Here is a 23,926-nt window from a genome sequence, read left to right on the forward strand (position 1 = left end):
ATTCCTGTATTGGAGTGTCATCATGAAAGTGCATCTGGCCCTTGGCATCGCCTCCCTGCTCACGGCGTCGGCAACGCTGGCCCATCATTCGTTTGCAATGTTCGATCAGAAGCAGGTGTGGACCTGGGAAGGCACGGTAGTCGAGTACAACTGGCGTCAGCCCCATGTGCACATCATCGTGCTGGTGCCCGAGGACAAGCAGAACTCGAAGCTGGCGGGCACTTGGGATTTCGAGAGCTCCGGGCCGAATATTGGCGCGCGGCAAGGCTGGACGCGCACCACGTTCAAGCCGGGCGACAAGATCACGGTCGTCGGCAACCCCAAGCTCGACGGCAGCAAGGGCGCGTCGTTGCGGTATGCGAAGACTGCGTCGGGGCAGATTCTGTATCACGACGTCGAACGTAAAGTCACACCGGAAAATACACCGGCGAGCTGAGGGGATCGTCATGGTCACGCGGCCCTCATCGACACGACGCTGGACGACGGCTTTGGTGATGGTTATGGGCGCGCTCGCGGCGGGTTGCTCGAAACCTGCGCCCGTTCGGCACGACGCGGTACCCGAGCCGTCGGCAGCGTCGACATTCAAAGTGATAGGGCCGAATCGTCAGATCATGCTTGCTGTCACCATTCCCGCGTCCGACGCGGTATTCAACGCCGCGGCCGAGCCGCCAACGACCGATGAGCAGTGGGTGACGGTGGAGAGAGCGGCGCTGGCGCTCGCTGAGTCAGGAAATCTGTTGCTGATACCGGGTCGCGCCGTCGACGACGGCGAGTGGGCACGCTTCTCACATATGCTGATCGATACCGCCGCTCGAGCGTACTCGGCGGCACAGGCGAAGGATATCGACGGCGTTGCGGATGCCGGGAATGCGATCTACGAAGCGTGCGAGGGCTGCCATAAGAAATATATGCCGCAAGCGGCGGCCGCCGCTCAGTAGCGCGGCCAACAGCGGAGCCGGGCGCGTGCACAATCGGGCGCCTCATGACCAGAAAATTATTTTGTCCGCAGTCGCCGGCCTGCGCCGTTGATACCAGCGTATCGCGGACCACAGCAAACGCTGCGTCAGGAGCCCAATGATCAGCCTTCTCGAAACATTACAGAACTCCGAGTTCTCGCAATGGGTGCTGGTGTCGGTGTGGGGCTATCCCATTCTGCTCACCTTGCATTCCATCGGTCTTGCGCTGCTCGTCGGGCTGCTGATCATCGTCGATCTGCGCGTGCTCGGCGTGCCTCGGCTGCTGCCGTTCCTGCCGTTCAATCGTTTGATGGCGCTGATCTGGGGCGCGTTCGCCGTCAATCTCAGCTCCGGCGTCGCTCTGTTCGTGGCCGACGGCGTGAAGTTCTTCAACAGCACCGCGTTTCGTTTCAAGTTCGCCAGCATCGTCATCGGCATCGTGCTGGCGGTGGTCATCAAGAACACCGTGTTGCGCCAGGCACCGCAGCTCGATGCGCAGCAGGGCGCGGCGCCTGTGACCGCTAGAGCACTGGCGGTGATTTCAATCCTGATGTGGATCTCGGCGATCGGCTTCGGTCGCTACATGGCATACGAATGAGAGGCCGGCCCCATGATCGTCGACTTGCTGCGTTGGTTGGAAGCGTCCTGGTATGGGCAGATCATGCGCGATGTGCCGTGGCTGTTCCCGACCTTCGAGGGACTGCACTTCGTCGGGATGGCGCTGCTGTTCGGCTCGATCGCCTTGATCGATCTGCGCGTGCTGGGATTCGTGAAGGGGCTGCCGATCGGGCCGTTGCATCGGTTGCTGCCGCTGGCTTTCGGCGGCTTCGCACTGAATGTGGTCACCGGCATCGGCTTCGTCGCCTCCGATCCGATGTCCTACTGGGTGGTGCCGGCATTCCGCTTCAAGATGTTGCTGATCCTGCTCGCAGGCCTGAACGCGATCTGGTTCTGGATGAGCGTGCTGCCGAAGGTGGACGACTGGGGGGCGGGCCAGGATGCCTCGCCGCTGGCGAAAAGGATCTCGATGGCCTCGCTACTTTTGTGGGTCGGCGTGATCACGGCGGGTCGCTTTATTGCGTTCGCCGGCACCGGCACGCTTTGACGGTTTGGCCGCGGCGCGTGCCTGGTCGCGCAGCGCCTTGTCCCAAACGGGTTCGCCCGAGAAACGTTCGGTGATGAACTCGACGAACAGACGAACCTTCAACGCGCGGCGGTGAGTGGCCGGGTAGATGGCGAGCAGATCGAGTGGCGGGATGTGATATTCATCCAGCACGCGGACCAGATTGCCTCGCAGGAGATCCTCACCGCACACCAGCGTCGGTAGGCAAGTAATGCCGCCGCCGCTGAGCGCGAAGTCTCGCAGCATATGTACGGAGTTTGTCCGGATCGCGGCAGGCAGCACCAATGACACTTCCTCCGCGCCGCGCTTGAACGTCCAGCGATCCCGCGTCGGATACGCCGAGTACAACCCGAGCCGGAAGCGCAGCAGGTCGGAGGGATGCAACGGCACGCCAGCGCGCTGCAGATAAACGGGGGCTGCACAGAACACTCGCTGCACCGGAAACAACGACCGTTCGATCAGCGTCTCGGCGGCAGGCTTGAAGACCTGCAGGGCGACGTCATAGCCCTTGTCGACCGGATTGACCGGCACGTCGCTGACCGTGATGTCGAGCCCGATCTGGGGATATTTGCTGCTGAAGTCCTTGAGCGCCGAACCCAAGTGTCCGAGTGCGAAGCCTGGCAGTACCTGCAGTCGTAACACGCCGGTCGGCGTGGTTTTCATCACGCGCATTCGCTCGAGTGCGGAATCGACATGTGAGACCAGGTCGGCGCATTCCTCGAAGAAATTCGCGCCGGCCTCGGACAAGGTCACCGCTCGCGTCGAGCGATGAAACAACGGCGACTGGATGTAAGACTCCAGTTTCTTCACCCGGCTCGTGATTACCGACGGAGTCACATTCAGCTGGCGCGCGGCCTCGACGAAACTGTGAGTTTCGGCGACGCGCACGAACGCTTGAATACATTCGAACTTATCCATTCCCCAGCTCCGACGGCGTGATGCTCGCGTTGTTCAGGCCAAGGCTGTATTCGCGTAACGCGAATAATCAGCGGTCAATTGCATCATAAACTAGAACAACAAAATGAGCACGGCGCGCCAGCGGCCGCACGGGGGAAGCAAGTGAACAACTCATTCTTCGAGCCAGTGGCGGTCGAGGAGCGGGCCCAGGCCCAGCGTCTGGTACAGCTGGTCGATATGCATCGCGCGGCGCTGCTCAAATATGTGAATCGCATCCTCAACTGCGCCGAGGACGCAGAAGACGTCGTGCAGGAAACATGCGTGCGACTGATGCGTGTGCGCGATTTGTGGCGCGGCGAACGCGAAGTGCGTGCGTTCCTTTTCAAGATCGCGACCAATCTGGCACGCGATGAGCTGCGTCGTCGCCGGGCTCGCTGCCATGGCATGCATTTGCCGCATGACTCGCTGGATCTGGTCGGCGAGGAGCAGCAGCCCGATGAAATCGTCGATCGATGCATCGCGCTGGAAGTCATCTCCAGTGCGCTTTCCTCGTTGCCGCCGCGCTACCGTCAGGTGTTCTCGCTGCATGTGGACGAGGAGATGAGCTATCGGGCCATTGCGCGTCAGCTGGGCATCAGCACCAAGACCGTGGAGCGCGATATGAGCGGTGCGCAGGAGCTGTGCCAGGATCGCTTGTTGAAAGCGCGTCGCGCGGTTGCAGCCTGAGCTGCAAGTTATCGCACCCGACTAATTTGTCTACGCAACGTGCGCTCGTACGTACTGATGGCGTATGAGCACCAAGGTCTACCCAGACGCCACGGCGGCACTCGACGGTGTGCTGTTCGACGGCATGAGCATCATGTCCGGCGGCTTCGGCCTGTCGGGCAATCCGGAGAATTCCATTGCGGCGCTGGCGCGAGCGCCGGTGAAGCATCTCACCGTGATCTCCAACAACTGCGGCGCCGATGGCTTCGGTCTGTGGACGCTGCTCAACAATGGACAGATCGCGAAGATGATCAGCTCGTACGTGGGCGAGAACCGGTTGTTCGAGCAGCTGTATCTCACCGGCAAGTTGCAGCTGGAATTGAATCCGCAGGGCACGCTTGCCGAGCGCATTCGCGCAGGCGGTGCCGGTATCGCTGCATTCTTCACGCGCACCGGCGTTGGCACCGTCGTCGCTGAAGGCAAGCCAGTACAGGAATTCGACGGTGAGCTGTACGTGATGGAGCGCGGTCTGCGTGCCGATCTGGCCATCGTCAAAGCCTGGAAGGGCGATACCGCAGGCAATCTGGTGTTTCGCAAGACTGCTCGCAACTTCAATGCGGTCATGGCGACGGCCGCGGCCGTCACTATCGCTGAAGTCGAACAGCTCGTGCAGCCCGGCGAGATCGATGCCGACGCCATCCATACGCCGGGCATTTACGTCGATCGCATTTATCAGGGTATCAACTACGAAAAGCGCATCGAGAAACGAACCACGCGGCCGCGATCGGAGCAGGTGAGGGCGGACGCATGAGTTGGTCTCGTGAGCAAATGGCGCAACGCGCGGCTGCCGAGTTGCGCGACGGCTTTTATGTGAATCTGGGCATTGGCATTCCGACGCTGGTCGCGAACTACATTCCCGACGGCGTCGATGTGACGCTCCAGAGCGAGAACGGCATGCTCGGCATGGGCCCTTTCCCGTTCGAAGGTGACGAAGACCCCGATCTTGTCAATGCGGGAAAGCAAACGATTACGCAGTTGCCCACGTCGAGCTTTTTCTCCAGCGCCGAGAGCTTCGCCATGATTCGCGGCGGCCACATCGATCTGGCGGTGCTCGGTGCCATGGAAGTTGCGGCGAACGGTGACCTCGCGAACTGGACCATTCCCGGCAAGATGGTGAAGGGCATGGGGGGCGCGATGGACCTGGCCGCCAACGTCAAACGCGTCATCGTCTTGATGGAGCACACCTCCAAGTCGGGTCAGGCGAAGATTCTCGAGCGTTGCACGTTGCCGCTGACAGGCGTGCGCTGCGTCGATTTGATCATCTCCGATCTCGGTGTCATTCGTTGCGACAAGAAGGGCAGCGGCGGGCTGACGTTGGTCGAGCTTGCGCCCGGGGTGAGTGCCGATGAAGTGATCGCGAAGACCGGCGCGCCTGTGACGGTCGGTCTCCGTTTATTTACGTAACTCTACGGTGTGAGTCCCAGCTGTTTCCGAAATTGCAAAGTGAGAGGCTATCCAGACAGCACTCAGCGGTCGGAGAAGTCGGGCCATGCCTCACGAGCAGTATCGTCAGAGATTGTCATCGGGCCATCGCTGGGCCCTGATTCTTGCCGGCGGCGAGGGCAGCAGATTGCAATCGCTCACCACGACGCCGTCCGGCATAGCGATACCCAAGCAGTTCTGCTCGTTTGGCTGTGAAGCGTCGTTACTGCACGACGCCCTGCGCCGGGCGCAAACCGTGACCACAGCAGCGCACACCTGCGCCGTTGTATCCGAGCATCACCGGCTGTGGTGGCAGGCGATGGATCTGCACATTCCCAGCAACAACATCATTCGTCAGCCCTTCAACCGGGGCACGGCCATCGGCATCCTGTTGCCGCTGTTACAGATTCTTCACCGCGATCCGGAAGCCGGCTTGCTGGTCCTGCCCTCGGATCATTTCGTGTGCGATGAGGCGGTGCTGGGGGAGAGTCTGAAGGAGGCAATGGATCAGATCCGCCACCGGCCCGAGCAGATCGTGATGCTCGGCATCTCTCCTGAGGAGGCGGATCCGGAACTCGGCTATATCGTCTCGGACTGCGAGGGCGCGCAGGAGCTGCGTTCGGTCAGCGAGTTTGTCGAGAAACCCACTGCGGCACTGGCGCATGCACTGATCGCCCGCGGCGGCGTGTGGAACTCGTTTATCTTCGCCGTTCATGGCAAGACGCTGCTGCGCGCCTTTGAACAGCGTTGTCCCGAGCTCGTGGCGCAGTTGTGGGAGATCACCAGCGCGCCTGGCTTGCTGGCACATCCTGCTGATTTGGCAGGGCTCTATGAGCGCGCCCCCACCCTGGATTTCTCGCGCGACATCCTGCAACACTCGCCGGAATTGCTACGCGTCCTCACCGTGCCGCCGTGTGGTTGGAGCGATCTCGGGACGCCACGGCGGGTGAGCGAAGCATTGAACCGATTTCCGCCTCGACGGGCGCGCTCCCGAAATGCCGGGCACGCGGCGTTTTTGGACCTCACCCAACATCGCTCGGTGAGATACGCGGGCTGAGTCTGGCGCGAGGGTAGGGCGAATCCTCGCGTTCGGGCGGCGATCTGGCTATCATCGCCGCACGGTCTGCAGTTCACCGAGGCGTCGCCGCCCCGTCCAGGGGAGCTAAACCTGCCCGATTCCCATCAGACACGCACTTATCCCGTGCCGTTGTCGAAAGCCGGCGACCATCGACGCTCAACGAGAACGGCGCGAACAGGATGAGTCATGTCCAAAGTCGCCTTGTCTTTACAAATTCCCGACCTGTCGGGGTTCGCCAGATCGGTCCGTGAACAGCTCGGCAAGCTCGCCGAGCCGCCCAGTCACGTCGAAATGCTCAACCTGCTGTCCCGCTCAGCGGGCTTCAGAAACTATCAGCACTGCAAGGGAGTCCTCGAAGCGAGGCAACGCTTGACGATGCCTACGCCAGCGGTGGCTCCCGTTGACTACGCGCTGGTCGAGAGAGCCGCGCGTCTGTTCGACGAACAAGGTCGACTGCTGCGTTGGCCGACGCGGCCTGCGCTTCAGGATCTGTGCCTGTGGGTGTTGTGGTCGCGTCTCGCCAGTCGCAAGGCGCTCACCGAGAAGCAGATCAGCGAGCTGCTCAAGCGCTGGCACGTGTTCGGCGATCATGCGCTGTTGCGACGTGCGTTGATCGGTTGGCGCCTGGTTCAACGCACGCCGGATGGCAGCGAATATCGACGCATCGAGCAGAAGCCGCCAGCGGAGCTGCGGCCGTTGATCGCTCGGTTGCCTAACTCGCTTGGGTCTCAGCGCGTGATAGATACATGAGATGAGCGATGCCCAGCGCGGGCAGCAGGCCAATCAGCAGGATGAAGCTCGGCGTCGCGGCGTAGGCGCCGGGCCCGAAGAGCGTGCGCAGCAGGATCGATGCCACGATGAAGATCGTCACGCCGCCGATCATCGCGATGCCGAGCGGGCGATTTTTCAGGCCGGCGCCGGTGATCGCTGCGCGTGATGTTAGAAACAATCCGATCGGTCCCGCCAGGCCGACGATGGCGGCACCGATCATCATGCCCAGAACGATCCGGTCGAGCGGCGTTGCCAGGAAATGCTGCTCGATGACGCTCTGATTCAAACCCAGCACGCCCGATTGCCCAAACACCGCGTCCCACCAGCCGAGCGTGATCGGCAGGAAACACATCAGCAGTTCCAGGAGCAACACCCCGCGAGAGATCTGCAAATTTCCGGTCCGCATGCTTTGAAATCTCCTTTTCAACGCTGCCATCACACAACCCAGCGACCATATGAGCCGTTCATTGGCGGGCACATGGTCCAGTTCCGCATACATTGCCTGCAGCCACTCGTTGCCATCCTTGCCGAGCAACGAGGCCGCCAAGCGCATGCACAATGAGATCAGTCGACTCATGCGTGGCGGAGCGGGCGGCGCGCAGCTGGCGTTGTTTCTTCGCACAGCTCGATTTGCTCCTTGGCGTGCGCCAAGCCCTTCGCAGTCAAACGATAAACGTGTCGTGGTAGCCGCCCACCGTCTTCTGGTGGCACCCATTTGTGCTCGAGCAAACCGCGCTCGGACAGGCGCATCAAAATCGGATACAGCGTGCCGGACATGAGGTCCGTCGCTTTGGAAAGCTCATAGCCGTGACGCCACTGGCGCGGCTCTTCGATGAGACTGCGCAGCAGGCTGAGCGTTTGACCAGAGGGGCGGCGGACTCGTGGCATGGCCATAAGTCTACATATGTGGAGTTTTGAATCAAGGGGTCGTGTGAGGAAGCGAGACTGGGGTCGCGATCCATCGAGAAGCGGGCTGGAGTCAGAGAGATTGCGGACAGCGCGCCTGAGCTTTTCAATCTCCTATGGAGGGGATATTCCCTGATCGACCGGCGCCTGATTCAGCGCATGCAAAAGGGCAGCGACTATCGACGCATCGAGCAGAAGCCGCCGGCGGTGATATGCCGCCGGGGCTGAGGCGTGAGGCGAGGAAATCAGGGGCCGCGACCGGCGCGGCCCCCCATCCCAAGGGATCAAATCGCGGTATCGAGAATCTCCAGCGCATCCAGCAGATCGCCTGTCCAAGACCTGCCGCCAGGAATGAAGATCTTGCTGCCGATCGCTTCGGCCTCGATGAAGTAACGCGGTGTCGGTATGCGCGTTGGCGACGTCCACGAATCGGTTGCGGGATCGTAGCGCTCGACCGACTCCAGTGGTCCGCCGGAATTGCTGCCGCCGAGCACGTAGAACAAATCGCCTACACGGACGCATTTCGCGTCCTGTCGCGTGGCGGCCAGCGGGGATTTCGCCGACCAGGTCTCGGTGCTGACGTTGTACACCCAGGTCGTCGCTAGCGCGGCGTTGGAGCTACTTCTGCCGCCGAAGATGTAGATATTGTCGTCGAGGGCGCAAGTTCCCGCCGAGGCGAACGTGGTTGGCGAGGGGGGACCGGCGGACCAGGTGTCCGTCGCGGGATCATAAATGGCGACATGATCCTTGAAGGCCCATTCCGCGCCGGGGGCCCATGGCCCGTCGTTGAGAGTGCCCTCACCAGCGATGAGATAGATCTTGCCATTCACGACCTGGCTGGAGAACGTGTAGCGATACGTGGGGCTCGGCGTCTTGACAGCCCAGGAATCGTTGACCGGATCGTATTCCAGGACTTCGTTTCTGAAGCCGTTCACGCCGTAGGCGGGCAAGACATAGATCTTGTCGCCGACCAGGTGAGCTTTCACGTCGTAACCGCCGACGGGCATGGGAGTCTTGGCTACCCAGCTGTTGGCCACGGGATCATACATGCGTGTCCACGAATACGCGGTGGGGTCGCCACTTCCATCGGCGGCCGTCACGCCGCCGAATACATACATCTTGTTTCCGAAGCGCACAGCTGCGTGGCCCCTGGATGGAGCGGGCATGGGTGCACCGTTGCTCCAGGCGCATTCAGCGGAACCGGCGCATTGATTCAAGAAACGTGAGATGTTGGGCACGTCCAGCCCAGACGGGTAATCCGCGATGCTGCGGCGGCGCAGGTTCGCGGCAATTTCCGTCGGGCTCAGGCTGCGAATGGCATCGGTGAAGTCATCGATGAAGCCGGCGCGCTGAACTACGCCATCGTCGCGGAGGTCGTCGGCGATCTGGTTCAGAATCAAAGTCAGCTCGGCCTCGACCGCGGTTCCGAACTCCTCGGAGCGAAGTGCGGCGTACTTGTAGAACCCGGTGGACAGCGCCAGCAAATAGGCGTTGCCGACCTCGCTGGTGCCCGTCACGTTGTAAACACTGAGCGCCGAGAAGCTCCCCAAACTGCTGACCGGGAGTGCGGGAGAAAACGCATCGATGAACTCGCGCTCGGCCTGCGCAATGGCATTGCTCAAGGTGAGCTGAGAGCCTGACATGAGGTGCAGCACGCGATTGTTGATCAAGTGCGTCAGGATATTGACGTACGCAGTCTGGGTGGAGGCGCTACCGACGTCGTACAACGCCTTGAGGGTCAGCGTGCCGCCCGAGACGTTGCCAGTAAGCTCGTTGAAGTAATAACCGGACGCGATGATCTGCACCGGGCCCGTGCCGGTCGACCTGAAAGAGAAGGAGCCGATGCTGTCGGCGATCTCGGTAACTGTTGTGGAATCGGTGGGGCGGCCTTGGGTGTCCAGTTTGTTCACCAGCACCGTGGAGCCCACCAGAAAAGGCCCTTTCTGCACGGCACCGCTGACAGAGGCGGAAGTCGAAGGCGGAGGTTCCGATCCCGTCGGTGGGGGCGTGCCGCCGCCACTACCGCCGCCGCCGCCGCCGCCACACGCGCCTAGCAACAGGCATGCAGCCAATCCAACATAACGCATCATCATGATTAGTCCGTTACCCGCTGGAGAATTATCGTTTTCGACTGCGATGCGGGCGACTGTATCACTCTAAGTAAGGTTTGGCGCGGGCAGGTACAGAAGATGAGAATTGTTAGCCACTGGCAGTAGGCCGAGAAGGAAGATGAAGCTCGCGGTGGCGACGTCAACGGCAATCCGTGCAAGCGATGGTGTGAACGCGGAAATCCGGCGGCGGACGGGGGCATAACGACGTTGATCCGCGCGGGGCTTGTCTATTCTGACGCTCTTCCTGGCACAGAAGAGACGACCGATCCGAATGCGTTTTGCGCTAAATCCATTGGCCTCGCGTGGCGAGCGTACCTCCGCCGAGATCAGAATCACGTCCAGGGCCGCCGCCGAGCAGGCTCGTGGTGAGATCGCCCGCTGGCGCGAATATGCGCCGACGCCGGTAGTGTCGCTGCCGGGTATCGCGAGCGAGCTAGGTCTCGGGCGGCTGTTGCTCAAGGATGAATCGAAGCGGCTCAACCAGGGCAGCTTCAAGGCGTTAGGCGGCGCATATGCCGCGATTCTCCGAGTGCGGCAGCTGCCCGATCCAAAAGCGGTGACGCTATGTTGTGCCACTGAGGGCAATCACGGCCGCTCCGTCGCCTTCGCAGCCGCCCAGATCGGCTGTTCGAGCGTCATCTACATGCACGAGCGTGCGCTCGAGCACAAAGTGAAGGCGATCGAAGCGCTCGGTGCCAAGGTGGTGCGCACGCCGGGTAACTACGACGACTCAGTGCGCATCGCACGCGCGGCCGCTCAGAGCAACGGCTGGCTTCTGGTGTCCGATACCAGCGATCCGCTGGACAACACGGTGCTGCATGTCATGCAGGGCTACGGCGTGATGGTGCTCGAGTTGCTCGAACAACTCGATGCGCAGTCGCTGCCGACTCATGTTTTCATACAAGGCGGCGTCGGCGGATTGGCGGCGGGTCTGGTGGGAGCTTTCAGCGATGTGCTCGGCGAGCGACGGCCGGTGTTCGTCGTGGTCGAGCCCGACACGGCCGGATGTTTGCTGGAAAGCGCGCTACGCTTCGAAGCTGCGAAGATCACGGGCGACTTGCAGACGAGGATGCAGATGCTCGCGGTAGGTGAAGCGTCGCTCGCCGCCTGGCCGGCCCTTGCGCACCGAGTCGATGCATTCATGACCGTCGATGACGATGCGGCGCTCGCGGCCGTCGCTCGTTTGAAATTGCCAGCGCCACAGGGTGCGGCATTGGACATCAGCGCGACGGGTGTTGCGGGATTTGCGGGACTGCTCGAGTTGATGCGGCGGCAGCCAGCAGTTGCGGGCAAACTGGGCCTCGATGCCAGCGCTCGTGTATTGGTGCTCGCGACCGAAGCCGGACCGCCGGCGCAGTAGAAGAACGGGAGAAACTCTTTGAAATCGAATTTCCGAACAATCGCGCTGGCAGCGACGGCGCTGGCGATGGGCAGTGTGCTGATCGGTGCACCTGAGCAGGCAAGCGCCGCTGGCAAGAAGGCCGCTGCGGCTTTCGATCATCGCGCCGAAGCTCGAGAAATATATGCGCGCGTGGTCGGCGTGAAGTCGGTGGCGGGTGAGGGGCAGGTGCCGGTGCTGGCGTCGTACCTCGAGGAGCGCTTCAAGCAAGCCGGTTTCCCGCAGTCGGACCTGCACGTGCTGCCGCTGGGCGAAACCGTGACGCTGGTGGTTCGCTATCGCGGCGATGGCTCCTCCGGCAAGAAGCCCATTCTGCTGATCGCGCACATGGATGTGGTCGGCGCGCGCCCCGAGGATTGGAGCAAGGACCCGTTCAAACTCATCGAAGAGGATGGTTACTTCTACGGTCGCGGCACCAATGACAACAAGGCCGGCGTCGCGGCACTGGCGACGGCGTTCCTGAGATTCAAGGCGGAAGGGTTCGTCCCCAATCGCGATCTCATCATCGCATTCACCGGCGATGAGGAGACCACGCTCGGCACGGCGCACATGCTGGCAACCCAGCATCGAGAGCTCATCGACGCTGAATTCGCGCTCAACACCGATGCGGGCTACGGCGCTTTCGATACCAGCGGTCGCAATCTGGGCTTCGCGTTCCAGACCGCCGAAAAGACGTCCATGACGTATGAGATGACGGTGCGCAATATCGGCGGCCATTCGGCACGGCCGCGACCGGACAATGCCATTTATCAGCTCGCGGCGGCGTTGCAGAAGGTGGGCGCGTACAAGTTCGAGCCGTTGGTCACCGAGACTACCAGCGCTTACTTCGCCGAAGTCTCGAAGCAGTACTCGGGTGAAGTGGCCGAGGCGATGCGTCGCTTCTCGCGCGATTCATCCGATCGGGCCGCGGCGGATCTGATCGAGACGCAGATGGGTGAGCTTGGAACGACCCGAACCACTTGCGTTGCCACCATGCTCACGGGTGGGCATGCATTCAACGCGCTTCCGCAGACGGCCACGGCGACCATCAACTGTCGCGTCTTTCCTGGCACGTCGGCCGAAGAGGTACGGAGCATCCTCACTTCCGTCGTCAACGATCCGGAAGTGGAAATCGTCGCCACCGATGTGAAGACCGTCGCGCCAGGATCGCCGCTGCGCAAGGATGTGCTGAACGCATATACGAATGCCGTTCGTGCGCGGTTTCCGGGTTCGCCCATCATTCCTCGCATGCTCAGCGGAATGACCGACGGCGCCGAGTTTCGCGCAGTGGGCATTCCGACCTACGGCGTGGATGGCACTTGGGTGGTCGTGCCGGATGATCTGCGACTGCACGGCAAGGACGAGCGCATGTCAGTAGACGCGTTCTACTCGAACCTGGATCACTGGGATCGCATGCTCAAGGAGCTGGCCGGTCCGGGCAAGCGTCGTCGCTAATGATCCGATGTCAACGTTTGAACATCCTGTTCAAACGTTGAGCAGCGAGTCCGGCGCATGTCCGTACTCGCTGCGCGCGGTCCCGATCAACTCTCCGCGATCGGGACCGCCAGCGTCGCCTTCACGCGCGAGAGCACCACGCTGGTCTTGAATTTGCGAATGTTCTCATCGCGCACGAACAGCTGGTCGATGAGCTCGCTGTAGTCCTCCAGCGTTCTGCCCACCACGACCACGATGAAATCGGCATCGCCGGTAGTGTAGTAGCACTGCTGCACTTCCGGCGCGCGCCGCATTCGTTGGTTGAAATTCGCCACCACCTCAGTGTTCTCGCGTTCCAGGCACACTTCCACGATGAAGGTGGCGCTTTGTCCCACCGCCTTGGGATCGACGATCGCTACGTCGTTCAGAATGACTTTCTCGCTGCGCAATCGTTTGGCCCGTCGCTGCGCGGCCGAGGCGGACAAACCGACGCGCTCGCCGAGCTCGTCTGCAGAGAGTTGATTGTTTTCCTGGAGCGCGATCAGGATCCGTCGATCGAGGTTGTCGAGCGTTGCGTCTGTCATCGAGGGTCTCGTTCGAAATAATTGAGCGTCGGCGGCACAGTGAATCGCAATTTCAACCAGCATCACGCCTGAATCCGGCGTTTGAGGATTCAACTGCGCCGGAAAAAGGCTAGTGCAGCTGTTAGCCTAAAAGCAATGCAAATAGTGCAAATGGGGCGCAGGTCTGATGTCGAGATTCCTCGTTGCCGTCGGCGTGATGCTCACGCTCGGCATCGCAACCGCCGGTGCCGCGCCCACCATTCCATCCAATGCGTGTCATGCCGGAGCGTATGCGCTTGCGGATGGAACGCAGTTCATCCTCACGCCGAGTGACGAATCGGGTTTGCGCTATCGGCTTCGCGATGGGCGCACGGGTTATCTAAAAGCGATCAGCGCGACGCAGTTCCAGTCCGCTCCAGGTTGGTCGCAGGACGAGCCGCCGCCAATGCGAGTGACTGTCGCTGGCTGCCGCGCGAAGTCGCTGCTGGTGCAGCGGGGAACGCGGCCGCATGAGAAGGCGAAGCGGATCGACCACTCCGTGTTGCCAGTGCATTTCGCAAGCGGCGATGCGCAGCTGTACGGCGAATTACATTTGCCGGCATCGCGAAAGCCGCATGCGGTCGTAGTCCTTCAGGCAGGCGGCAGCGCGCGATCCGCGGTGGTTTACAACTATGTCCAGCATCTGCTGCCGCTGAGCGATATCGCGGTATTTGTATTCGACAAGCGTGGCACCGGACGCTCGACCGGTCGTTTCACCGTCGAATTTGGTGCGCTGGCGGACGATGTCGGCGCAGCAGTACGCCAGGTTCGTTCCATGCCCAAGATGGCTGATCTGCCGTTGGGCCTGATGGGGGAGAGCCAAGGGGGCTGGGTGGTGCCGCTCGCCGCGACTCGAACACCTGTCGACTTCGTCATCGTCAGCTACGGACTGGCAGTCAGTCTGCGCGAAGAGAATCGCATGGAAGTGATGCAGGGGCTGCAAATGCGCGGTTACGGTGCAGACGTGCAGGCGCGGGCGCAAGAGGTTGTGGCGGCAACGGACCGCATCATGGTCTCGCGGTTCGAGGATGGCCTCGATGATCTGCGACGACTACGCGAAGCCTACGGCCATGAACAGTGGTACCGGGACTTAAGTCTCGACTCGCTGACGGGCGACTACACCAAGGAGCTCGCCAATACCTCCGACGCGGACATGCCTGCAGTCAAGGCGATGTTCAGCTTCGACTATGACCTTGATTACGACCCGCTGCCGACGCTGCGCCAGGTGAACGTGCCGCTGATGTGGGTGCTGGCGGGCAACGATACCGAGGCGCCGAGCGAGTCGACGCAGCAGATCATCCGCGACTTGCAGTCGCAGGGCGCGCCGATCGATCTCGCTGTGTTTCCGCATGCCGATCACGGAATGATCGAAGTGGAGAGCACGCCTCAGGGCCCGAAGGAGCTGGATCAGCACTCGCCCGGCTACTTCGAGCTGCTCGCGGATTGGATCGAGTACCGCAAGCTGGCATCGCGCCGCTTCGGCTGCGCCGAGTTGACCCCCAGAAAACAATAGAGAGTCCCATGACCATTCACGTGCAGATCGGCACGCGTCGATTCCTCGGCCGGCTGGAGCGAGACGCAGCGCCTCGCAGCGTCGCTTTTCTCGAAAGTTTGTTGCCGCTGGAACGACCGATCATCCACGCGCGCTGGAGCGGCGAGGCCATGTGGTCGCCGTTTCCATCGACGCAGACACTGCCGCCGGAGAATTGCACCTGCTATCCGCGCCCAGGACAGATCCTGATTTACGGCGGTGGCGTCAGCGAGCCGGAGATTCTCGTGCCCTATGGGGCGGCTGCATTCGCCAGCAAGGCCGGCGCGCTCGCCGGTAACCACGTCATTACGTTGATCGACGATGGGCAGTCGCTGGCGAAGATCGGTCACGAGGTGTTGTGGGCGGGCAGTCAGACGCTGCGCCTCAGCCTGCCGTGAGCGACGGCGACCCCAACCAAAACAAACACGAAGCAAGCTGTCCATTGCCAGGAGCTTTCATGACCATCGGCCACATTCTCCACCCTGCTGCCAGACATTCGATGATTGCAGGCGCCGTTGTTACAGGTCTCAGCGTCTCGTTGCCAGCGCAGGCACAACAGACGACGTCCGAACCGGTCATCCATGAGATTGTCGTGACGGCGCAGCGGCGCGAAGAGTCGCAGCAACGCGTCCCGATCTCCATCACCGCGCTCGATTCGCGCGCGCTCGAACAGCGTCAGGTCGTCAACCTGCAGGAAGTGGGCGGCTTCTCTCCGAACGTGCGCATGACTCGCTCTGGCACGCGCCCGGGCGGCCCGATCTTCATTCGCGGCATCGGTCAGAACGATGGGCTCGTCAGCGCCGATCCGGGCGTCGGCGTCTATGTCGACGGCGTGTATCTCGGTCGCATGAACGGCAGCCAGTTCGATCTGTTGGACATCGAGCGCGTCGAGGTGCTGCGTGGACCGCAAGGCACGCTGTATGGAAAGAGAACACGATCGGCGGCGCCATCAGCGTCGTCTCGAAGCGCCCGAGCGATGAGTTCGCCGCGGGTGGCAAGGCGAGCGTCGGTAACTACAACGAGCGTTCTGCGGGTGCGTATCTCAACGTGCCGCTGAGCTCTGACGTATTCCTGCGCACGTCCGCTTCGGGTACGAAGCGCGATGGCTATACCAGGAACACCCTGACCGGCGGCGAGATCGACGATCATGAGACGGCGACGGGCAGGCTGCAGTTGCGCTATACGCCGACGGACTCGCTGGATCTGCAGCTCAGCGTCGATGGTTATCGCGTGCGCGATGGTCAGCCGGGATTGCGGCGGGTAGGACCTGGGCCGACCCTCGTCGAAGGCAGCAGCAATCCGTTCACCGGTGCGTACGATCTGCAAGGGCGTGCCGACAGCGACGGCGTGGGCATCGCAGGGCATGTACGCTACACCACGGACAATTTCACGTTCGTGTCGATCTCGGCTTATCGAGAGATCGACGAGGAGCTCATCACCGATCTGGACGGTGGGCCGACGCGGCTGGTCGTACAGAGCTCATCCTTTCATCAGCAGCAGCTGTCGCAGGAGTTCCAGCTCCTCGGAGAGACCGCGGATGAGCGCTTGAAATGGATCGTCGGCCTCTATGGCTTTCGCGAGCGTGCTCGTTACACCGAGGTGACTGACGTGTTCGACGGCACCCTGGTGCTGGACTTCGGCACGGCGCCGAAGAACGCCTCCTATGCTGCTTTCGGTCAGTTCGATTACCAGCTGACGCCGCGGCTGACGGCGACTGCGGGACTGCGGTACACCTACGACGAGCGTGAGATGACCTTGGTCAACGGCACCTTTGTGCCGCCCGCCATCGACAATAGCTGGAGCAAGCTGACGCCGCGGCTGTCGTTGGCATTCCAGGCGACCGATTCGCTGCTGGCGTATGCGACCGCCTCGCAGGGCTTCAAGTCCGGGCAGTTCAATGCGCGTGCCTCGCGGCTGCCGGAGTTTCGCGCGCTGGAGCCGGAAACCGTCTGGGCCTACGAGCTCGGTGTCAAAAGCCGCTGGTTGGAGGATCGACTGCAGTTGAACGGCTCGGCGTTCTTCTCCGACTACAAAGACATCCAGTTGCAAACATTCGTGGCGCAGCCCAACAACATCGACTTCATCTCGAGCAATGCGCCGCGAGGCGAGGTGCGCGGCGTGGAGCTGGAGCTGATCGCACAGCCGCTCAGAAATCTCACGCTGCAGGCAACCCTTGGATTGGTCGATGCCGAGTTCACCGAGTATCACGACGTGTCAGGCAACGATCTTGCCGGCCGAAAATTTGCGCAGACACCGGAGACCACATACAGCCTGGCCGCGCAGTACTCGCATGATGTGGGCGAGGGTACGCTCAGGTTTGCCAGCGGCTACGACTATCGCTCCAAGCATTTCCTCGATGTCACCAACCACGCCGATCTGGCGCAGGGCGGCTTCGGGTTGCTGAGCGGCCGAGTGACGTACGCCACCGCATTTGATCGTATGGAAGTGTCGCTCTACGGCAAGAATCTCACGGATGAGCGCTATATCACTGCCGGTTACAACCTGCGGGCGCTGGTTGGATCGGGCGTGGCCGCCTTCGGTGCGCCGCGTACCTACGGTGTCGAAGTGCAATTCCGCTTCGACTGAGGCCGTCGCGGTCGATCTTCATCGAGAATAGAAAACTATGAGTCGATCTTGTGCACGACTGGCAGCGCTGGTGCTGCTGGTCGGCGGAGCGTGGACGGCAGCGGCGGATGTACCGCCGCAAGTGTCGCGAGTTCCCGGCTTGGGCGCGGACAGCCTGATGCAATGGTCCTTCGTCGCTGATCCGCGCATTGCACCGGATGAGCGCTCGATCGCCTATGTGCTCGCTCGGGCGAACGCCGAGGGCCGGGGCTACGATTACAACGTCCACGTCGTGACGCCGACCGGCGAGGATCGCGCGTTGACTGCGCACACTGCTGCGGATCGCTCGCCGAGATGGTCTCCGGATGGCAAGCGTCTCGGGTTTCTGTCGAATCGCAACGGTGCTTTTCAGGTCTTCGCGCTCGACATGTCGGGTGGCGAGCCGCGCCAACTGACCGCCAGCGACGAGAGCGTCAGCAGTTTCGAATGGTCGCCCGATGGGTCGCGCATTGCTTACACCGCACGCGAGGCGAGAGCGGAAGCCTCAGAGCCAGTCGTTCGAGTCTCCGAGAGATTGTTATATCGCCGGGAAGGCGAGTTCGGCTTTCGTCCGGATCGCGCAGTGCAACTGTGGACCGCCGATGCCACGAGCAGCACGCCACATCGCGGCCGCCGAATCACCCAAGGTGATTACGATCACGCCTCGCCGGTCTGGTCGCCGGATGGCAGTCGGCTGTACTTCGTGGCGAACAATCGACCCGACGCCGACGCACGCCCGGACGATACCGATATCTACAGCGTCGCTGTCGACGGATCGGCACCGCCTGTTGCTGTCGTCGAACGACGCGGGCCTGCGACATCGCCGCGAGTCTCACCCGATGGGCGCTGGCTTGCCTATGTCGGTTACGACGAAGGAGACACGCCGCGCAGCTACACGCCTTACTCGCTGTATCTGCTTTCTTTGGTCGAGCCTGATGCGCAGCCGATTCGAATCGAGCATCCACGCGGTGTGACTGAGGGCATGATCAGCGACAGCGCCGCGCCCGGCGTTCTTGGCGAGCGCTTGGCCTGGTCGGCCGACAGTCGCTGGTTGTATTTCATTTCAGCGGACCGCGGTGCCACGCATTTGTATCGGGTCAACCCACAGCGTCGACAAGTGGAGCGGCGCTCGGCGCACACGATGGGGGATCTGTCGGAGTTTACGGTGGGTCGTTCTGGCCTCGTGGCGGCGACGTTCGCCACGCCCACGCAGCCGGCTCAGATTGCTCTCATTGCCGAACGAGGCAAGGCGCAATCGTTGCCGCGGATCGTAACCTCGCATGAGAACACGTTGGCGCCATCGTTGCCGTTTGCGGGGTTGATGGAGCGTGAGAGTGTGTCGCCCGACGGGCAGAAGATTCAGTACTGGCTGATGATGCCGCCGGGCTTCGAACCCGGTCGTCGCTACCCGACGGTGCTCTATGTGCATGGCGGACCGCATGCGATGTACGGCACCGGTTTCTTCCATGAGTTCCAGGTGCTCGCATCGCGCGGCTTTGCGGTTGCGTTCGGCAATCCCCGCGGCAGCACCGGCTATGGCGCGAAGTTCGGTAACTCGATTCAGAACGCGTATCCAGGCGAGGACCATCGCGATCTGATGGCCATCGTCGATGACTTGGTCGCGGCCGGGTACGCCGATCCACAGCGCCTTGCCATCGCAGGCGGTAGTGGCGGCGGTCTACTGGCTGGCTGGGCTATCGGTCACACCGATCGGTTCGCAGCAGCCATCGTCGAGCGCGCAGTCACCGACTGGTATTCATTGAACGTGACGAGTGACTACGCGTCGACCCTGCTGAGCACGCAGTTCTCGACCATGCCCTGGCTGGATCCGGCAGCGTTCCACTCGCGCTCACCGCTGTCGCTGGTTGGCAATGTGACTACGCCTGTGCTCGTCATTCACAACGAACAGGACTATCGCACACCGCTTGGGCAGGGGCTCGCGTACTACACGGCATTACGGATGCTGAACAAGCCGGCCAAGCTCGCTGTCTTTCCCGATTCCAATCACGGCATGAGTCGGGATGGCACGCCGCGTCAGAGAATCGCGCGGTTGCATCTGATCGTAGAATGGCTGGAGCGGCACCTCACGAGCTCGGCTATCATTTCCGCAGGAACGGCTGGATGGTGTCCTGCATGCGCACCGAGAGAAGGATCGTAAGGATCGCAGTTCGCTACATCGCATTCGTCTGTTTGCTGCAGACGGTGCTGTTAAATGCGTATGCGGTCGAGGGCGATGACGCGCGTACTGCCGTCGGGGTGCCCGAAGAAGTGCTGGTGCTGGGCGAGCAGCCCGGGCCGGGGCTTTGGAAAGTTTCAAAGGGGGCGCATACGTTATGGATTCTTGGCACGTATGTGCCTACCCCACAGGGCATGGTGTGGCGATCGAAGCAGGTGGAGGCGGTGATCGCAGCATCGAACGAAGTGCTCGGGCCGTACTCGGCTTCGTTGCGGGTCAAGGACGATAAGCCCTATCAGTCTCAGCGAGCCAAATTGAAAGACGTGCTGCCGCGGCGAGTCCATGCCCGGTGGCTATCGCTGCGAGACAAATATATCGGCGAGGATCCGGAGACGGAGAAGCTGCTGCCAACGGCGGCGGCGTTGTTGTTGCGCGCCCGAGCCTATGAGCGGATTGGCCTGAGCTATGCAGACGACGTGTGGCGCAGGATCTATCAAGTTGCAGGCTCCCATACAGTGCCGATTCGGCGGCTGGAGTATGAAATGGGACCTGTGGCGCCAGACAAGAGCAGTTCGCGCCGCTCTCGCGAGAATGCGGTCAAGTATCTGGTCGAAACGATGGACCGCCTGGAGGTCGACATGACGCAGGCGCGGGCTCGCGCGAACGCGTGGGCCACCGGCGACATGCCCGTGTTGCAAACATTGGTGGAGGCGGATGCTTCCTACGCCCAGTCGTTGGCTTACAGCTGGCCGTTCCTCGGGCCAGAGGACGTCGTACGACTGCAGCGGGAGGCCGAGAACAAACTGCTCAGCGCACTCGAACGGGCGCTGAACCGAAATGAGACGACACTCGTGGTGCTGCCAATTCACCTCGTCTGGCGAGACAACGGCGTGGTGTCGAGTTTGCGCGCGGCAGGGTACTTCGTGGAGGAGCCGAGCTGACCGCGATCCGTCACCCACACCCACACCAGAAAAGCCCCCGCCAGGGGGCTTTTTCGTTTTGGCGGCAAGCGGATCACTGGTCGCGCATTTGCGCCAATCCGTTTGACAAGCCCGGGTCATAGTCAGTATATCGTATTCCGTATACTTGATGGGGCAGGGGTTCCCTTGCACCGTTTCTTTCAGCGCGCCCACGGGCTGACACGGGGGAGTGCACCCAAACGTCAGCGAACCTGGGGACCAACAAGAAAGGGGTGATCTTCGTGCCAAACACACGACCCAAAGCGATTTCGAAGCGACGCATCTTGCCCATTGGCGTCAGCGTATTGTGTGGAGCGAGTCTGGTGGCGCCGCTTGCGGCGATAGGACAGGAAGCGCAAACCACCAATACGGCGGTTGCCGAAGTGGAACAAGTTCTCGTGACCGGCTCGCGCCTGATCCGCAGCGATCTGGCCGCACCGAGCCCGCTCACCGTCATCGGCGAGGACGTAGTCAAGCTGTCCGGCAACGTGACGATGGAGAACACTCTCAACGAATTTCCTCAGCTCGCCTCGGGCAATACCTCCAGCGTCAACAGCGGTGGCGGCTCGGGCGTGCTCACAGCCAATCTGCGCGGTCTCGGCGCGACGCGCACGCTGACGCTGGTCAACGGCCGGCGTTTCATTCCCGCGAACTCCGACGGTCAGGTCGATCTCGCGTCCATTCCCGATGCGCTGGTCGAGCGTGTCGAGGTCATCACGGGCGGTGCATCGGCGGTGTACGGTTCGGATGCGATTGCCGGCGCGGTGAACTTCATGCTGCGCAATGACTTCGAGGGTGTGGAGGTCAACTACCAGTTCGGTGAGACATTCGAGGGTGACGGTGGGTCGCAGAAGGTCGACCTGACGTTCGGCGGTAATTTTGCCGAAGGGCGGGGCAACGCAGCGTTCTCGCTGTCGTACACCAAGCGCGATCCGGTTTATCAGTCCGCTCGCAGATTCTCCCGCGTGCCGTTGGACACTGTCGGCAACGAGTTGCTGCCCGGCGGCTCGAGCGCCATTCCGGGGACGCGCATCGGTCTGAGCAGTTCGCAGCTCGGTCAACTCGTCGGCGTGGATCTCACACCCGGCGGCGCGTGCACCAGCGTCAACGGTGTGCGCTTCGGTGAGAACGGCATGGTCGAGCCTTACTGCAATCCGCAGGACGCATACAACTACGCCGATCTGAACTATTTGCTGCGGCCCCTCGAGCGCACGCAGGCCACGGCGCTGGGTCGTTATCAACTGAACGATCGCGTCGAGATGTACGGCGAGGCTTTTCTCGTCAACTCGCGCAACGCCTTCCAGCAAGCGCCGGATTCGGCCACGCCAGTGACGCCGGGCGCAGGCGCGGGCATCCTGCTCGTACCCAACTACGCGACCAATCCCGGCTTGCTGCCGGGCGTGCGCGACTTCTTCGTGAACAACGCCAACATCTTCGATCCCAATGGCACGGGAACAGCCTCGATCCAGGGCGCCGGCCGGCGCTATGACGAGTTGGGCCCCCGCGTGCACTCCTACGAGCGCAACTCGCTCAGCTTTACCACGGGCCTGCGTGGCGACTTCGAGATGTTGAGCACGAACTGGAACTGGGACTCGTTCTTCCAGTACCAGCGCAATCGTGCCGACAACCGCACCACTAACATGATCTCCGGCTCCCGGCTCAGCCTGGGCCTCGACACCACGTTCGATGGCAACGGCAATGTGGTGTGCCGTTCGCAGGTGCTCGGTTGCGTTCCCGTCAATATCTTCGGCCTCGGCTCGATCTCTGCGGAAGCGGCGGGGTTCATCGCGCCGGTGCGTGCGAGCGATGAAGAGTTCACTCGCAAAGTGGCGGGTGCGACGTTGAGCGGCGAGCTGTTCAATCTGCCTGCGGGCCCGGTCGCCGTGGCCGTTGGCGTTGAGTACCGTGAGGATGGCTTCGAGTTCAATCCAAGCCCGCTCGATGTAGCCAACGAGTATGGCTCCGTGTCGCTTGCCGGGATGGCGGGTTCTTTCGATGTCGCCGAAGTGTTCACTGAGTTCCGCGTGCCGATTCTCTCGCGCATGCCGTGGGCCGATACGCTGGCATTCGAAGGTGCGGCGCGTTACTCCGATTACGGTGGCGACAACAGCACCGTTGGCGGCGTGGTCACCTGGAAGGCGGGGCTCGAGTACGCTCCCGTCGATTGGGTGCGCTTCCGCACCGCTTTGAACCAGGCGATCCGTGCGCCTACGATCAACGAGCTGAAGAGCCCCGTGAACACGGGCTTCGCCACGGGTGTGGATCCGTGTATTGCCTCGCGTAATCCGACGCCGGCGCAGCAGCAGCTTTGTATCGCGCAGGGCGTGCCAGCGGCGGATCTGCCGACCTTCACGCAAGCCAACGTCGGCTTCGAAGCATTCACGGGCGGCAACCCGAACCTGAAAGAGGAGGAGTCCGAGACTTTCACTTTCGGTGTCGTGCTCACGCCGCACTTCGTGCCTGGCTTGAACATCGCCGTGGACTATTTCTCCGTGAAGGTGGAGGACGCGATTGCGCGCATCAACGCCGATCAGACGCTGAACGATTGCTTCGCGCGTCTGGACCCGAACGCGGCGACGTGCCGTTCGATCGACCGCTTCTCGAACGGTCAGATCAGCTTCATCTCCACGCAGCTCAACAACATCGGCCTGCTGAAGGTCGAGGGTGTCGATGCCCAGGTCGACTATGGTTTCGATCTGCCGTTCGCTCATCTCGGCGGCTCTCCCGCGCGGCTCAATGTGAGCGCTCTTGCGGGCTGGCTGTTCGAGCGGTCCACCGCATTGTTCGCCGGGCAGCAGCCGGTGGATTGCGCGGGCCGTTTCGGCGGCGGTTGTACGGGCAACGGCGTGTTCGGCACGCCGGACTTCAAGCTCAACCTGAGTGCGACTTACGCCAGCGGTCCTCTGATGGTGCGCATGAACACTCGCATGTTGGGTGGCATGCAGCTGTATCCGGGCGTGAACTCGCCGGTCCGCAAGGCATCGGAAGAGTGGTACGTGGATCTCACCAGCGCGGTCGAGATGCCTGGCGGTGTCGAGCTGATCGGCGGCGTGAATAACGTGCTGGACAATCAGCCGCCGATCCTGGGCACGGCATTGGCCGGCGACACGAACACGGATCCGTCCTTGTACGACGTCATCGGTCGACGCTACTTCATCGGCGCGAGGATGAAGTTCTAATCCGTAGCGCATGCAGGGCCGCGCGGACTGGTTC

Annotated in this window: 23 protein-coding genes; 18 read left to right on the plus strand and 5 right to left on the minus strand. The window is 61.9% G+C overall.

Annotation, left to right across the window (positions count from 1 at the left end; all coding sequences use genetic code 11):
- Window positions 1-22 precede the first annotated feature (22 nt).
- From D0550_RS13310 to D0550_RS13325, 4 genes are all read left to right on the plus strand, one after another.
- Window positions 23-436, plus strand: a complete 414-nt coding sequence (locus D0550_RS13310; RefSeq protein ID WP_116809675.1) for a DUF6152 family protein — start codon at window positions 23-25, stop codon at window positions 434-436.
- A 10-nt stretch (window positions 437-446) separates the two neighbouring features.
- Window positions 447-938, plus strand: coding sequence for a hypothetical protein (locus D0550_RS13315; RefSeq protein WP_153067149.1), 492 nt, complete (start codon window positions 447-449; stop codon window positions 936-938).
- 136 nt (window positions 939-1,074) lie between these two features.
- Entirely contained in the window at window positions 1,075-1,554 is a 480-nt protein-coding gene (locus tag D0550_RS13320) for a DUF6644 family protein (RefSeq protein ID WP_116809677.1), read from the plus strand.
- Window positions 1,555-1,617: 63 nt separating this feature from the next.
- Window positions 1,618-2,061 carry a hypothetical protein gene (locus D0550_RS13325; RefSeq protein WP_153067150.1) on the plus strand — a complete coding sequence of 148 codons (444 nt, stop codon included), beginning with the start codon at window positions 1,618-1,620 and terminating at the stop codon, window positions 2,059-2,061.
- Here the strand turns inward: D0550_RS13325 and D0550_RS13330 are convergent.
- Entirely contained in the window at window positions 1,993-2,997 is a 1,005-nt protein-coding gene (locus tag D0550_RS13330) for a LysR family transcriptional regulator (protein WP_116809679.1), read from the minus strand. The genes D0550_RS13325 and D0550_RS13330 overlap by 69 nt on opposite strands.
- 141 nt (window positions 2,998-3,138) lie before the next feature.
- On the opposite strand from D0550_RS13330, the gene D0550_RS13335 reads away from it, so the two are divergent.
- The 5 genes from D0550_RS13335 (at window position 3,139) to D0550_RS13355 (ending at window position 6,991) form a co-directional block, all read left to right on the plus strand.
- Window positions 3,139-3,702, plus strand: a complete 564-nt coding sequence (locus D0550_RS13335; protein WP_116809680.1) for an RNA polymerase sigma factor — start codon at window positions 3,139-3,141, stop codon at window positions 3,700-3,702.
- 64 nt (window positions 3,703-3,766) lie between these two features.
- Window positions 3,767-4,492 carry a CoA transferase subunit A gene (locus tag D0550_RS13340; RefSeq protein ID WP_116809681.1) on the plus strand — a complete coding sequence of 242 codons (726 nt, stop codon included), beginning with the start codon at window positions 3,767-3,769 and terminating at the stop codon, window positions 4,490-4,492.
- Window positions 4,489-5,145, plus strand: coding sequence for a 3-oxoacid CoA-transferase subunit B (locus D0550_RS13345; RefSeq protein WP_116809682.1), 657 nt, complete (start codon window positions 4,489-4,491; stop codon window positions 5,143-5,145). The genes D0550_RS13340 and D0550_RS13345 overlap by 4 nt, the downstream gene beginning before the upstream one ends.
- 85 nt (window positions 5,146-5,230) lie before the next feature.
- The gene (locus D0550_RS13350; RefSeq protein WP_116809683.1) at window positions 5,231-6,220 is read left to right on the plus strand and encodes a sugar phosphate nucleotidyltransferase; all 990 of its coding nucleotides are present in this window, start codon (window positions 5,231-5,233) and stop codon (window positions 6,218-6,220) included.
- A 207-nt stretch (window positions 6,221-6,427) separates the two neighbouring features.
- Complete coding sequence (locus D0550_RS13355) at window positions 6,428-6,991, plus strand: DUF2087 domain-containing protein (RefSeq protein ID WP_116809684.1); 564 nt, start codon at window positions 6,428-6,430, stop codon at window positions 6,989-6,991.
- Here the strand turns inward: D0550_RS13355 and D0550_RS13360 are convergent.
- The 3 genes from D0550_RS13360 to D0550_RS13370 all read right to left on the minus strand — a co-directional run bounded on the left by D0550_RS13360 (window position 6,954) and on the right by D0550_RS13370 (window position 10,011).
- Window positions 6,954-7,589: a hypothetical protein gene (locus D0550_RS13360; protein ID WP_153067151.1), complete on the minus strand. Its 636-nt coding sequence runs from the start codon at window positions 7,587-7,589 to the stop codon at window positions 6,954-6,956. The two genes, D0550_RS13355 and D0550_RS13360, sit on opposite strands and share 38 nt — an antisense overlap.
- Window positions 7,586-7,900, minus strand: a complete 315-nt coding sequence (locus D0550_RS13365; protein WP_116809738.1) for a PadR family transcriptional regulator — start codon at window positions 7,898-7,900, stop codon at window positions 7,586-7,588. The genes D0550_RS13360 and D0550_RS13365 overlap by 4 nt, the downstream gene beginning before the upstream one ends.
- Before the next feature lie 302 nt (window positions 7,901-8,202).
- Window positions 8,203-10,011 (minus strand): Kelch repeat-containing protein, encoded by a 1,809-nt coding sequence (locus D0550_RS13370; RefSeq protein WP_116809686.1) that lies wholly within the window; start codon window positions 10,009-10,011, stop codon window positions 8,203-8,205.
- A 289-nt stretch (window positions 10,012-10,300) separates the two neighbouring features.
- On the opposite strand from D0550_RS13370, the gene D0550_RS13375 reads away from it, so the two are divergent.
- Both D0550_RS13375 and D0550_RS13380 read left to right on the plus strand, forming a co-directional pair.
- Complete coding sequence (locus D0550_RS13375; protein WP_116809687.1) at window positions 10,301-11,389, plus strand: diaminopropionate ammonia-lyase; 1,089 nt, start codon at window positions 10,301-10,303, stop codon at window positions 11,387-11,389.
- 18 nt (window positions 11,390-11,407) lie between these two features.
- Entirely contained in the window at window positions 11,408-12,862 is a 1,455-nt protein-coding gene (locus tag D0550_RS13380; RefSeq protein ID WP_206606257.1) for a M20/M25/M40 family metallo-hydrolase, read from the plus strand.
- Window positions 12,863-12,948: 86 nt separating this feature from the next.
- Here D0550_RS13380 and D0550_RS13385 read toward each other — a convergent pair whose 3' ends face one another.
- Entirely contained in the window at window positions 12,949-13,425 is a 477-nt protein-coding gene (locus D0550_RS13385) for an Lrp/AsnC family transcriptional regulator (protein ID WP_161965811.1), read from the minus strand.
- A gap of 166 nt (window positions 13,426-13,591) precedes the next feature.
- Here D0550_RS13385 and D0550_RS13390 point away from each other — a divergent pair, with 166 nt between their 5' ends.
- The 7 genes from D0550_RS13390 to D0550_RS13420 all read left to right on the plus strand — a co-directional run bounded on the left by D0550_RS13390 (window position 13,592) and on the right by D0550_RS13420 (window position 23,892).
- Window positions 13,592-14,956: an alpha/beta hydrolase family protein gene (locus D0550_RS13390; RefSeq protein WP_116809690.1), complete on the plus strand. Its 1,365-nt coding sequence runs from the start codon at window positions 13,592-13,594 to the stop codon at window positions 14,954-14,956.
- An 8-nt stretch (window positions 14,957-14,964) separates the two neighbouring features.
- Window positions 14,965-15,372: a DUF3830 family protein gene (locus D0550_RS13395; protein ID WP_116809691.1), complete on the plus strand. Its 408-nt coding sequence runs from the start codon at window positions 14,965-14,967 to the stop codon at window positions 15,370-15,372.
- A 59-nt stretch (window positions 15,373-15,431) separates the two neighbouring features.
- A complete protein-coding gene (locus D0550_RS13400; protein ID WP_116809692.1) occupies window positions 15,432-16,031 on the plus strand; it encodes a TonB-dependent receptor plug domain-containing protein in 600 nt (199 codons plus the stop codon).
- Window positions 16,022-17,560 carry a TonB-dependent receptor gene (locus tag D0550_RS13405; protein WP_161965812.1) on the plus strand — a complete coding sequence of 513 codons (1,539 nt, stop codon included), beginning with the start codon at window positions 16,022-16,024 and terminating at the stop codon, window positions 17,558-17,560. The genes D0550_RS13400 and D0550_RS13405 overlap by 10 nt, the downstream gene beginning before the upstream one ends.
- Window positions 17,561-17,597: 37 nt before the next feature.
- Window positions 17,598-19,736 (plus strand): S9 family peptidase, encoded by a 2,139-nt coding sequence (locus D0550_RS13410; protein WP_116809694.1) that lies wholly within the window; start codon window positions 17,598-17,600, stop codon window positions 19,734-19,736.
- The gene (locus tag D0550_RS13415; RefSeq protein WP_161965813.1) at window positions 19,712-20,695 is read left to right on the plus strand and encodes a TraB/GumN family protein; all 984 of its coding nucleotides are present in this window, start codon (window positions 19,712-19,714) and stop codon (window positions 20,693-20,695) included. The genes D0550_RS13410 and D0550_RS13415 overlap by 25 nt, the downstream gene beginning before the upstream one ends.
- Window positions 20,696-20,955: 260 nt before the next feature.
- The gene (locus D0550_RS13420) at window positions 20,956-23,892 is read left to right on the plus strand and encodes a TonB-dependent receptor plug domain-containing protein (RefSeq protein ID WP_206606258.1); all 2,937 of its coding nucleotides are present in this window, start codon (window positions 20,956-20,958) and stop codon (window positions 23,890-23,892) included.
- The last annotated feature ends 34 nt before the right edge of the window (window positions 23,893-23,926 follow it).

The sequence above is a fragment of the Steroidobacter cummioxidans genome, from assembly GCF_003104955.1.

Excerpts from the sequence above, each read along its gene's own strand:
- D0550_RS13370 (WP_116809686.1), bottom strand. The coding sequence starts at position 10,011 with ATGATGATGCGTTATGTTGGATTGGCTGCATGCCTGTTGCTAGGCGCG.
- D0550_RS13325 (WP_153067150.1), top strand. The coding sequence starts at position 1,618 with ATGCGCGATGTGCCGTGGCTGTTCCCGACCTTCGAGGGACTGCACTTC.
- D0550_RS13340 (WP_116809681.1), top strand. The coding sequence starts at position 3,767 with ATGAGCACCAAGGTCTACCCAGACGCCACGGCGGCACTCGACGGTGTG.
- D0550_RS13375 (WP_116809687.1), top strand. The coding sequence starts at position 10,301 with ATGCGTTTTGCGCTAAATCCATTGGCCTCGCGTGGCGAGCGTACCTCC.
- D0550_RS13400 (WP_116809692.1), top strand. The coding sequence starts at position 15,432 with ATGACCATCGGCCACATTCTCCACCCTGCTGCCAGACATTCGATGATT.
- D0550_RS13350 (WP_116809683.1), top strand. The coding sequence starts at position 5,231 with ATGCCTCACGAGCAGTATCGTCAGAGATTGTCATCGGGCCATCGCTGG.
- D0550_RS13365 (WP_116809738.1), bottom strand. The coding sequence starts at position 7,900 with ATGCCACGAGTCCGCCGCCCCTCTGGTCAAACGCTCAGCCTGCTGCGC.
- D0550_RS13320 (WP_116809677.1), top strand. The coding sequence starts at position 1,075 with ATGATCAGCCTTCTCGAAACATTACAGAACTCCGAGTTCTCGCAATGG.
- D0550_RS13315 (WP_153067149.1), top strand. The coding sequence starts at position 447 with ATGGTCACGCGGCCCTCATCGACACGACGCTGGACGACGGCTTTGGTG.
- D0550_RS13355 (WP_116809684.1), top strand. The coding sequence starts at position 6,428 with ATGTCCAAAGTCGCCTTGTCTTTACAAATTCCCGACCTGTCGGGGTTC.
- D0550_RS13415 (WP_161965813.1), top strand. The coding sequence starts at position 19,712 with ATGCGCACCGAGAGAAGGATCGTAAGGATCGCAGTTCGCTACATCGCA.
- D0550_RS13345 (WP_116809682.1), top strand. The coding sequence starts at position 4,489 with ATGAGTTGGTCTCGTGAGCAAATGGCGCAACGCGCGGCTGCCGAGTTG.
- D0550_RS13385 (WP_161965811.1), bottom strand. The coding sequence starts at position 13,425 with ATGACAGACGCAACGCTCGACAACCTCGATCGACGGATCCTGATCGCG.
- D0550_RS13390 (WP_116809690.1), top strand. The coding sequence starts at position 13,592 with ATGTCGAGATTCCTCGTTGCCGTCGGCGTGATGCTCACGCTCGGCATC.
- D0550_RS13395 (WP_116809691.1), top strand. The coding sequence starts at position 14,965 with ATGACCATTCACGTGCAGATCGGCACGCGTCGATTCCTCGGCCGGCTG.
- D0550_RS13310 (WP_116809675.1), top strand. The coding sequence starts at position 23 with ATGAAAGTGCATCTGGCCCTTGGCATCGCCTCCCTGCTCACGGCGTCG.
- D0550_RS13360 (WP_153067151.1), bottom strand. The coding sequence starts at position 7,589 with ATGAGTCGACTGATCTCATTGTGCATGCGCTTGGCGGCCTCGTTGCTC.
- D0550_RS13330 (WP_116809679.1), bottom strand. The coding sequence starts at position 2,997 with ATGGATAAGTTCGAATGTATTCAAGCGTTCGTGCGCGTCGCCGAAACT.
- D0550_RS13410 (WP_116809694.1), top strand. The coding sequence starts at position 17,598 with ATGAGTCGATCTTGTGCACGACTGGCAGCGCTGGTGCTGCTGGTCGGC.